Below are 10,450 nucleotides of genomic sequence, written 5' to 3'. Positions count from 1 at the left end.
AACATAACATCATAAACGTATTTTGCACCTTTACGATTTTTTGGTAATATATTCAGAGATCAGCCGATACGGTCCGTTGCCGGAAAGTGCAGTCTGTTCCCGTCAGGGATTCCTTTTATACTACTTGGTAATTTTCAGTTTAGGCTAACTGTACGTTTACAGCATTCAATCCTTTGTCGCTTTTCTGTACTTCGAAAACAACTTTGTCATTTTCACGGATTGATCTGGTCTTCAGTCCGGAAGAATGTACAAAAATGTCGTTACCTCCGTCTGCCGGAGCAATAAATCCGAAACCTTTTGTTTCGTTGAAAAATTTTACTGTGCCTTCTTGCATGGTAATGGTATTAAAAAATTAGTATTGTATATCGTATTGTGTTTATGGTGATACAGCCGGGATATCTGCCGGCTTGCGGAATGTTTTTCTGTCTGTGCCGCCCTGATCATGAGTAGCCTGGAATGCCGTTCCCGTACTGATGAGTACCTGTACAGGTTTTTTTAACAGGCTGTCAGTAATGGTTCTTATTGCAGTGGTCATTACCTGGGAAAAAAGAAGCGTCTGCCTTTTCCCGGGAACCAGCAGCAGGATTTTTTTTATTTGTTCAGCGGTCACCGGATCGGTCATTTTATCGGCTTCATCCAAGATGAAGAGCTCTATTCTTGCCAGATTGATTTTTCGCTGATTCAACAGTTCCAGGAGCCTTCCCGGCGTTGCAATCAGCAGATCCACCCTTTTTCTGAGTGCGGCAAGCTGGCTGCTGGCAGGCTCTCCTTCGGAAACGGAAAGCTGCGACAGCGGAAGGTACTTACTGTATTGTTTGCAGTGGTCTTCAATCCCGGTTACCTGATCAACAGTCGGTGCAAGGATAAGGGCCCGGATTTCCTGATGTTCAGGAGTATTCTTTTTCAGCAGCTGAAGGACGGGCATAATAAATGCTGAAGTTTTTCCCGATCCTTCCGGTGCACATGCTGCCACGTCCTGCCCGGACAGGATGAGCGGAATGGTTTGCTCCTGTACGGCAGTAGGTTTTGAATAACCTGCTTCCGTAACGGCGCGGATAATAGGGTTGATTAAATGTAAATCTTTAAAACTCATGATAATATTCCGGTCATATTCCCCTCGGATTTCAGTACATATTCAGAATAACGGCGCGGAACTTATCATTGCCGGATTATTGCTTTGTTATTGCTCCCATCCGTTATCCTTGCAGACAGCGGACAGGGTTATGGATTTCCCTTCATTCCGGATCAGCAGGCCAGGCCTTATCATCACCGGTAGATGAATCATTTATTTTTTCCAATTGATCTGAAAGGATTGCAGAAAACAGTTCCGGTTTTCGTCTCCAGGCAGGTGGTCAACTAATCAGAGTTAGGAGGCGGCTGAAGAAGCTAAACTGGAAGAAAAATGGTGAGGTTAACTTGAACAGAATGGCAAAGGCAGAAACCCGTTTTATAAATGCTTTTGCAAACATACAAAAAATAATCCGGATTATGGGTGATTTAATAAATTGATTATCAGAATTATATTTGCAGCTTTCAGGCGTCCGGTAATGAACGTCGGTTCCCTATCAGGTAACCATACAAACAAATCGGTAAAAATATAGGCAGGAAGTGCTGCTTATTAACATTTTGGCAGATAAATTGTTACATTACGGTAATAGAATTGTCAATTCACATAAAAGAGATCACTAACCTATTAAATTATAATATGAAAAATTCAATTTTGGCCATTTTAGCGGTAGCTTCAATGGTAGCTTGCAAAAAAAATGAAACGACGGCAACCGATGCAACAGCAGACAGTACCGCAATGACGGCTCCGGCAGATTCAGGGATGACGGGAACCGATTCCTCAGCAATGGTATCCGATTCTGCTACGACGGCAGGCACTACCTCCGCGTCAGGAACACTGAATACGCAGGATAAAAAATTCACCGATGCAGCAGCAATGGGCGGAATGATGGAAGTGATGGCCGGACAGCTGGCTTCTACCAACGGCAACAGCGCTACCATTAAATCTCTTGGGAAAATGATGGTAACCGATCATACCAAAGCCAATAATGAACTGAAAGCGTGGGCAAGCAAAGCAGGATATACTTTACCGGCAAGCGTAGATGCCGATATGCAGAAGAAGTATGATGAACTGAAAATGAAAAAGGGTGCGGAATTCGACCGTGCGTATGCCGATATGATGGTAATGGACCATGAGAAGACCATCGCTTTGTTCAAGCAGGAAGCTTCCGCAGGCGGAGATGCCTCCCTGAAAGCATTTGCCAGCAAAACATTGCCTACATTAGAACATCACCTGATGGAATCTGAAAAAGCAAAGGCCGCTGTAAAATAAATAAATAGCTAGCTACACAACAAATCCCGCTGAAAATTCTTCTTAGCAATTTTCTTTATTACGGAATTTAAATGAAAGGTTGCCCCTGAAAAAACCGGAGTTGGATGCTTCTTTTTTCAGGGGTATTTCTATGCCTGAAAGTTACAAGGATTGTTTAAATTATGATGGTAAGGCTGACAGGAAGAGGTAAGATTATCATTTTTAAAGAGAATGTATGCCCGGATAAACAGTCCGCATCTTATTTTTCGGGATGATTCTTGAAGGAAAAGGCAGATGTCATGAGCTTGACAAAGATAAAAATGATGACTTCAGCGACATTTTCATTATGATATGTATTGAAAGGAATTCCGTTACACTCTGTACATCAGCTGATAACCGGCATGATTGATCCGATATAGCATCAATAGAAAAGCTCCTTTATCTAAAGGAGCTTTTCTGTTTTATATTTCCGGATTTCTTAAATTCCGTCAATGATTTCATTAAGTACCGTGCTCGGTCTCATGGCTACATAGGTCTTATAGGTATCCGCTTTGAAATACCCGCCGATATCCTGTGGTTTGCCCTGTGCACCGATCAGTTCCTGATTGATCACCTCTTCATTTTCCTGCATGGCCTGTGCTACCGGTGCAAACTGAGCGGCCAGCTCAGCATCCGCAGTCTGCTGGGCAAGGGCTTCAGCCCAATACATCGCCAGGTAGAAATGGGAACCTCTGTTATCGATCTGACCTACTTTTCTGGCAGGCGATTTATCGGTAGCCAGGAATTTGGCATTGGCCTCATCCAGCGCATCGGCCAGCACCTGGGATTTTGTATTTCCCTGGGTCTGTGCCAGGTGTTCCAGAGATGCCTGTAATGCCAGGAACTCACCCAGTGAATCCCATCTCAGGTAACCTTCTTCCACAAACTGCTCCACGTGCTTAGGCGCAGAACCTCCCGCTCCGGTTTCGAACAGTCCTCCTCCGTTCATCAATGGTACGATGGAAAGCATCTTTGCCGATGTCCCCAGCTCGAGGATCGGGAAAAGATCGGTCAGGTAATCCCTTAATACGTTTCCTGAAACGGAAATGGTATCTTTTCCTTCCCTTGCTCTTTTCAGGGTTTCCGTCATGGCATCTTTTACATCAAGGATTTTAATGTCAAGACCGTTGGTATCGTGATAAGCCAGGTATTTTTCTACTTTTTTGATCATCTCCCTGTCGTGGGCTCTGCCTTTATCCAGCCAGAAAATAGCCGGTGTATCGGAAAGCCTTGCTCTGTTCACTGCCAGTTTCACCCAATCCTGGATCGGGGCGTCCTTGGTCTGGCACATCCTGAAGATGTCGCCTTTCTCTACTTTCTGGGACAGAAGAACAGTTCCGGATTCATCCTGAACTTCGATGGTTCCTTCGGCAGCCGCCTGGAAGGTCTTGTCGTGGGAACCGTACTCCTCAGCTTTCTGGGCCATCAGTCCCACGTTCGGAACAGAACCCATAGTGGTAGGATCCAGTTTTCCGTGAGCCTTCATATCATCGATGACAGATTGGTAGAATCCGGCATAAGAACGGTCCGGGATAATGCATACCGTATCTTCCTCTTTGCCTTCTGCGTTCCACATCTTCCCGCCGCCTCTTACCAGGGCAGCCATCGAAGCATCTACAATGATGTCGGAAGGAACATGGAAGTTGGTAATTCCTTTATCGGAGTTCACCATAGCGACCCGCGGTCCGTTGACCAGTGCAGCCTCGATATCTCCTTTGATGTTGGCTTCCTGCTCATTCCCTTTGATTTTATCAAAAAGATCGGCAAGGCCGTTGTTTGGGTTGATGTCCAGCGATCTGAAAGTATCTGCATATTTTGTGAAGACCTCTTTGAAGAAAGTTTCTACGATGGCACCGAAAATAATAGGATCGGAGATTTTCATCATGGTGGCTTTCAGGTGGGCGGAAAGAAGGACGTTTCTGTTCTTCGCTTCGCTAATCGCCTGCTCAACAAAAGCTTTAAGGGCGTTCAGGCTCATCACGGAAGAATCGATTACTTCCCCGGCCTGCAGGTTGGCAAAATCTTTTAACTGGGTTTCAGAACCGTCGTTTCCTTTGAAGACGATTTTGAATCGGGTGGCATGCTCTACAGTGGCTGATGTCTCAGTTCCGTAGAAATCCCCGCTTTCCATATGGGCTACATCGGTTTTGCTGTCGGAAGCCCAGTCTCCCATCCGGTGAGGGTTGGCTTTGGCGTAATTTTTAACGGCCTTCGGGGCACGCCTGTCAGAATTTCCTTCTCTTAACACCGGGTTTACCGCACTTCCCAGTACTTTTGCATATTTGGCCTTAATGGCTTTTTCCTCTTCGTTTTTAGGTTCTGCCGGATAATTCGGAACGGCAAACCCTTTCGCCTGCAGTTCTGCGATGGCAGCATCCAGCTGAGGTGCGGAAGCAGAAATATTGGGTAACTTGATAATATTGGCATCAGGCTGGGTAGCCAGCTGCCCCAGCTCTGCCAAAGCATCACCGGTTTTCTGGTCATCTTTCAAAAACTCAGGGAAGTTGGCCAGGATCCTTCCTGCCAAAGAAATGTCCGGAACGGCAATCTCGATGTCTGCAGATTTGGTAAACGCTTTTACAATCGGTAAAAACGAGTGGGTTGCCAACATAGGAGCCTCATCCGTGAGGGTGTAGTAGATTTTTGATTTGTCTGACATTATACTGTTATTTATTATTTGATTTTTTTAAGACTCACAAATTTAGTAATTATGATTGTTTTTTAGCCCTTATTGCAAAAAAAAAGAGGCGGCTGCCTCTTTGGATTTATAACTGGGTAATGGTATACGTTCCGGTTGCATCAAAATTGACATTAAATTCAATCTTGTAATTTTTAGGAGTGGAAGTCAGGTTTGGAAAACTTATGTGGGTACCATTTACATCAAACGAGCCGTCATTTAAATTGTCTCCGAGATACTCCGGGTTCAAAGTGCCTCCAAGTACGATCCTGAAGGTCGGTCCGCTGGTAGACGTTACACCGAATACATTCATGGTAAATTTTCCGGTTGAAGCATTATAGGATGTATTGCTTGTAGGTTGTGGATAGCTCCCTGAGAACTGAATTTCAGGAACAGAATTGACAAGTTGCGCTATAATCTGCGAACCCATATTGTATTTAACAGAAATCTGATAGAACCCATTGGATGTAATGTTGTAGCTGCTTCCATTGGCTACAATTGATCCATTAGAATCTGAACCATAGGTCTGTGCACCGTTGCCTGGTGAAGCTAAAAACTTTATCTGGGTGTTGGCCTGGAAATATTTGTAACCGATCTTCGGAAGTCCGTTTCCTCTTAACAGTTCAGCGGACGACGGATTATAAGAATTGTATGTCCCGTACATATAAAGATTGGAAGGCAGCGTGTTTCCTGTAGAACTTGAGCCTGTAGGAAGGCTCAGCGTTCCTCCGTCATTCACTCCCAGCGTATAACTGGTTCCGTTCGGCGATACCAGCGTGATTCCCTGTCCGGCTCCGGTTATAACCGTTTTACTCACCTGTGCATACGGTACGCTCATCAGCTGATTCACTCCTACATTGGTATAGTTGCTTCCGCCCGCCGGGTCCATTTCCACTTTCACGAATTTGGGGCTGCTTCCCCAGATGATGGCGCCGAAGTTTCCTGCAGTAGCCGTTCCCTGGCCGATATTCAGGTTCACCAGGCCTTTGGCATTGGTGGTTTTGGTCTGGGTTTCCGTATACAAAACCGTTCCGGTAGCAGAGTTCTCCAGGATGCTGATCCTGAAGGCAACGTTTCCGTTGGCAACGGGAGCTCCCGAAGCATTGAAGGCGATGGTCTGGTAACTGAAAGCCTGCGGCACCTGCGCACTGGCAAAAGTGGCCAAAAATAATCCTATTGCAGCGTAAAGTTTTTTCATGAGTAGTGGTTGTTAAGGTTTTTTAATGATTTTAATAGGTTGGAGGTCGGAATTTTTGAAAACGACCATATAAATTCCCTGCGGAAGCATCCGGAGGTCAAGCTTTTCCGATTCAAGCTTTGACTGCATCACAAGCTTGCCGGAAAGGTCATATACGGCAGCGCTTTCAATTTTGCTTTTAGAGGAGAGCTTTACATGGATGAAATCGGCAGTAGGGTTGGGGTACACTTTTACCTGGTCTTTTTCAAGTTCTGAAACACCCAGGATCTGCAGAACGGACTGGTAGAGCATTCCCATGGTGCCTGAACTGGCCTGGTCTGCATCCGTAGGGATGACATAGATTTCCCCCACCGAATGCGCAAAATTGCCGGCAGATACCGCTCCGGAGTTGATGTTGCCCATTACAGACTGGGCCCACCCGAATACAGGAACCGCGAACAACAGAAGCGTTATTTTTTTTCGCATGGTTATCAATTTTTAAATATTTCCGCGAAGATATAAAAATACCTGTCACCCCTTCCAATTTTTCTTTTGGAATTATTTAATAGGCAGTTTTTTATTTATGCCCGGATTTTAAGTACATTTGATCAACTTAAAAAAATAAAACAATGTCAGTAATTACATTAAAAGGAAACGAAGTGCATACCATCGGGACTTTGCCCTCTGTAGGAAGTTCCATCAACGATTTTGCATTGGTGGATTCCGGGTTGCAGGTGAAGACCCTGGGAACTTTTGAAGGAAAGAAAAAGGTATTCAATATTTTTCCGAGTGTGGACACGCCTACCTGTGCGAAATCAGCCAGGAAATTCAATGAAGAAGCCGGAGGACTGGAAGGCACGGTGGTAATCAATGTTTCAAAAGACCTGCCTTTTGCCCTCGGAAGGTTCTGCGCCGCTGAAGGATTAACCCATGTGGAAACGCTTTCCGATTTCAGGGGAACTTTTGGGGACGATAACGGACTGACAATTTCCGATTCTCCGTTCCAGGGACTGCTGAGCCGTGCGGTGATTGTTACCGATGCAGACAACAAGATCATCTACACGGAGCAGGTAGCGGAAATAGCCGATGAACCGGATTATACTGCAGCATTGTCTGCACTCAGATAAATAAAGCTTCACCCTAATTTTATAACAGCCCTGCAGATATTTGTCTGCGGGGCTGTTGTATAAAAGCAGATGATCTCATCCCTCTTATGATGATCCGGTATCTCAGAAATCTGTTTGATCCGATTGATAAATAAGTTATTTTTGCACAGTCAAAAAATGATAACGATGAAACAGATTTTTACTTTTTGTTCAGTACTCCTTTCCGGTCTTGTTTTTTCCCAGGAAGGAACGCTGGATACCTCCTTTGGAAATTCAGGCTTTTCCGTATATAACAGCGGTGCTTACGGACGCTCCATAGAAATTGATGCCAGCCAGAGAATGGTGGTGGGAACCTACAGCACGTCCCGTACTTTCAAATTCTTCAGGTTCAGTGCTTCGAACCAGCTGGATACCACTTTTGGTACCGGCGGTTCAACAACGGTATCCCTCGGAGGAGATGATGCTGTACTGTATGATATGAAAATTCAGCAGGACGGGAAAATTGTAGCCGTAGGATACTGGGAAAGCACGAACAGTGCCAACCGGAAGGATTTTGTAGTGGTAAGGCTCAATGCAGACGGGACGCTGGATACCTCTTTTAATGGTACAGGTATTGTTACGGTTGCTTTCGGCTCCAACGAGGATGTAGCCCAAACGCTGGCTATACAGAATGACGGCAAGATCTTGGTGGCCGGACATTCTTTCACAGGCTCCTTCAGGGATATTGCCATTGCCAGATTAAATACAAACGGAAGCCTGGATACCACATTCGGTACCAATGGAAAGGTTACGACAGATCTCGCAGGCAACAACGACGAAGCCAGGTGTATAGCCATTGATAAAGACGGTAAATTTGCAGTAGGAAGCTTTACTTACGGAGCTGCCTCATCCAGTATCTTTGCTGATTTCGGTGTTGCAAAATACAATTCAGACGGATCGCTGGATACTTCTTTCAGTACAGACGGAAAACATGTGGTAATTATCAATCCGTCATTCAATGACAGTCCTCAGGCGATCGCATTTCAAAACGACGGAAAGATCCTGGTAGGCGGGGCTGCTTTTATGAATACCGGTGCCAGAGACGATTTTGCAATCGTACGGCTGAATCCGAACGGGACACTGGATACCTCCTTCAATTCGGATGGCATTTTTACGACTTCCATCGGAACATCTGACGATACTCCTTCATCTATGAAACTGCTTTCCAACGGCAAAATTTTGCTGGCCGGAATTGTCTGGGCAGGCTCTTTCAGGGACATAGGCCTGATAAGGGTGACACCGGCCGGAAATCTGGATACCACTTTCGGTACCAACGGTAAGACCCAGCAGGGATATGGCAATCTGAGTACCATTGAGGATATGGACGTTCTCAGCGACGGCAGAATTGTAGTATGCGGATCTGCCGGAAGTACCAATATTTTCCTTTCCAGATTCAACGGCACGGTACCGGCTTATCTGGATGCAAAAGACATAGCTGCTGACCACCACGGAGTTTCCGTTTATCCGAATCCTGTGGCAGAGGTACTGTACTGCAATGAAAAGATGGAGCACTTTGAACTCTATTCCGTATCCGGCGAACTGGTAAAGTCAGGCAGGAATGCAAAAGAAATTGATGTCCATGATCTTGTGAAAGGAAATTACCTGCTCAGGATTACCGTCAAAGACAGGACCATCACCAAGAAAATTATCAAAAATTAAAACGATAAGCCCTGCAGCCGGACAGCTGCAGGGCTTTGATATTAAAAGTCATCAGGTCATTATTCGTGAAGGTCCGGTTTCTCAGAAATCTGTTTGATCCGATTGATAAATACTTTACTTTTGCACCATCAAAAAAATGATAACGATGAAACAGATCTTTACCTTTTGTTCACTACTGCTTTCCGGCCTCGCCCTTTCTCAGGAAGGAACGCTGGATACTTCTTACGGAAATTCCGGATTTTATATTTATAACAGCGGTTCCTATGGAACTGAAATAGAAATTGATGCGAATCAAAGAATGGTGGTCGGGACTTATGAATTCAGCCATGCTTTCAAATTCTACAGGTTCTCATCGTCTAATCAGCTGGATACTTCCTTCGGGTCCGGCGGTTATACAGCGGTTTATTTCGGCGGTCTCGAGGCCGTACTGTATGATATGAAGATTCAGCCGGATGGCAAAATTGTAGCGGTAGGATACTGGGAAGATGCCAACAGCATCAACAGGAAAGATTTTATGGTAGTTAGGCTCAATGCCAACGGAACCCTGGATACATCATTTAACGGCACCGGTAAACTGACTATTGCTTTCGGAACCAATGAAGATATTGCCAAGGCAGTTGCTATACAGCCTGACGGTAAAATTCTCGTTGCAGGACAGTCCTACACAGGTTCCAACAGGGATGTAGCGGTTGCAAGAATCAATGTGGACGGAACATTGGATACCACCTTCAGCGGGGACGGGAAAGTAACAACGGATATTACCGGAAACAATGATTCCGCTACCTGTATTGCCATCAACACAGACGGGAAAATAGCTGTAGGCAGTTACTCTTATGGTGCTTCAGCCAGCGGCTCAGATTATGGAATTGTAAAATACAATGCAGACGGTTCCCTGGATACCTCTTTCAGCGGGGACGGGAAACAACTGATTGTATTGTCTTCCAATGATAATGATGAGCCGGTTGAAATCGCATTTCTAAACAATGGTAAAATCCTGATTGGCGGTACGGCCTTCCTGTCACTGAACGGCAGGGATGATTTTGCCCTGGTGCGCCTGAATGCCAACGGGTCTTTAGACACTTCTTTTAACGGGGATGGGATCTTTACGGCTTCTATTGGTTCTTCTGACGATACTACCCATGCGATGAAAATACTTGCGGATGGTAAAATCCTCCTGGCAGGAGCCGTAACTGCAGGATCTTACACCGATATAGGACTGATGAGGGTGACCAGCAACGGCTATCTTGATACTACTTTTGGAAACAATGGCAAAATACAGCAGGGATATGGTAATCTTTCCGGTATTCAGGATATGGATGTCCTGAGCGACGGTAAGATAATGGTCTGCGGTTCTGCCGGTGGAACTAATATTTTCCTTTCCAGATTCAACGGCACGGTACCGGCTTATCTGGATGCAAAAGACATAGCTGCTGACC

Annotated in this window: 9 protein-coding genes; 4 read left to right on the top strand and 5 right to left on the bottom strand. The window is 45.3% G+C overall.

Translation table 11 applies throughout. The features are described 5' to 3' along the window. Positions 1 to 139: 139 nt before the first annotated feature. On the bottom strand, positions 140 to 334 hold the full coding sequence (locus QZ735_RS07630; RefSeq protein ID WP_294246423.1) for a cold-shock protein: 195 nt from the start codon (positions 332 to 334) through the stop codon (positions 140 to 142). Between the two features lie 42 nt (positions 335 to 376). After that, positions 377 to 1,093, bottom strand: coding sequence for a DEAD/DEAH box helicase (locus QZ735_RS07625; protein WP_294246421.1), 717 nt, complete (start codon positions 1,091 to 1,093; stop codon positions 377 to 379). A gap of 612 nt (positions 1,094 to 1,705) precedes the next feature. On the opposite strand from QZ735_RS07625, the gene QZ735_RS07620 reads away from it, so the two are divergent. Then, positions 1,706 to 2,338, top strand: a complete 633-nt coding sequence (locus tag QZ735_RS07620) for a DUF4142 domain-containing protein (protein WP_294246418.1) — start codon at positions 1,706 to 1,708, stop codon at positions 2,336 to 2,338. Positions 2,339 to 2,795: 457 nt separating this feature from the next. Here the strand turns inward: QZ735_RS07620 and QZ735_RS07615 are convergent, their stop codons facing one another. The 3 genes from QZ735_RS07615 to QZ735_RS07605 all read right to left on the bottom strand — a co-directional run bounded on the left by QZ735_RS07615 (position 2,796) and on the right by QZ735_RS07605 (position 6,696). Further along, entirely contained in the window at positions 2,796 to 5,015 is a 2,220-nt protein-coding gene (locus QZ735_RS07615) for an NADP-dependent isocitrate dehydrogenase (protein WP_294246414.1), read from the bottom strand. A 106-nt stretch (positions 5,016 to 5,121) separates the two neighbouring features. Further along, the gene (locus QZ735_RS07610) at positions 5,122 to 6,231 is read right to left on the bottom strand and encodes a hypothetical protein (RefSeq protein WP_294246411.1); all 1,110 of its coding nucleotides are present in this window, start codon (positions 6,229 to 6,231) and stop codon (positions 5,122 to 5,124) included. Between the two features lie 12 nt (positions 6,232 to 6,243). Then, entirely contained in the window at positions 6,244 to 6,696 is a 453-nt protein-coding gene (locus QZ735_RS07605) for a T9SS type A sorting domain-containing protein (RefSeq protein ID WP_294246409.1), read from the bottom strand. Between the two features lie 143 nt (positions 6,697 to 6,839). Between QZ735_RS07605 and tpx the strand changes: the two genes are divergently transcribed. From tpx to QZ735_RS07590, 3 genes are all read left to right on the top strand, one after another. Next, a complete protein-coding gene (tpx, locus tag QZ735_RS07600) occupies positions 6,840 to 7,337 on the top strand; it encodes a thiol peroxidase (protein WP_294246407.1) in 498 nt (165 codons plus the stop codon). Positions 7,338 to 7,502: 165 nt separating this feature from the next. Further along, positions 7,503 to 9,014 carry a T9SS type A sorting domain-containing protein gene (locus QZ735_RS07595; RefSeq protein ID WP_294246403.1) on the top strand — a complete coding sequence of 504 codons (1,512 nt, stop codon included), beginning with the start codon at positions 7,503 to 7,505 and terminating at the stop codon, positions 9,012 to 9,014. Positions 9,015 to 9,159: 145 nt separating this feature from the next. Beyond that, positions 9,160 to 10,450 (top strand): delta-60 repeat domain-containing protein (locus tag QZ735_RS07590; protein WP_294246400.1); only part of this gene is annotated, 1,291 nt, incomplete at its 3' end.

This window comes from uncultured Chryseobacterium sp., assembly GCF_913776365.1.
Taxonomy (GTDB): Bacteria; Bacteroidota; Bacteroidia; order Flavobacteriales; family Weeksellaceae; genus Chryseobacterium.
The sequence above is the reverse complement of the archived record's forward strand: the minus strand, read 5'-3'. Positions and strand labels throughout refer to the sequence as shown.

Excerpts from the sequence above, each read along its gene's own strand:
- QZ735_RS07630 (WP_294246423.1), bottom strand. The coding sequence starts at position 334 with ATGCAAGAAGGCACAGTAAAATTTTTCAACGAAACAAAAGGTTTCGGA.
- QZ735_RS07625 (WP_294246421.1), bottom strand. The coding sequence starts at position 1,093 with ATGAGTTTTAAAGATTTACATTTAATCAACCCTATTATCCGCGCCGTT.
- QZ735_RS07620 (WP_294246418.1), top strand. The coding sequence starts at position 1,706 with ATGAAAAATTCAATTTTGGCCATTTTAGCGGTAGCTTCAATGGTAGCT.
- QZ735_RS07615 (WP_294246414.1), bottom strand. The coding sequence starts at position 5,015 with ATGTCAGACAAATCAAAAATCTACTACACCCTCACGGATGAGGCTCCT.
- QZ735_RS07610 (WP_294246411.1), bottom strand. The coding sequence starts at position 6,231 with ATGAAAAAACTTTACGCTGCAATAGGATTATTTTTGGCCACTTTTGCC.
- QZ735_RS07605 (WP_294246409.1), bottom strand. The coding sequence starts at position 6,696 with ATGCGAAAAAAAATAACGCTTCTGTTGTTCGCGGTTCCTGTATTCGGG.
- tpx (WP_294246407.1), top strand. The coding sequence starts at position 6,840 with ATGTCAGTAATTACATTAAAAGGAAACGAAGTGCATACCATCGGGACT.
- QZ735_RS07595 (WP_294246403.1), top strand. The coding sequence starts at position 7,503 with ATGAAACAGATTTTTACTTTTTGTTCAGTACTCCTTTCCGGTCTTGTT.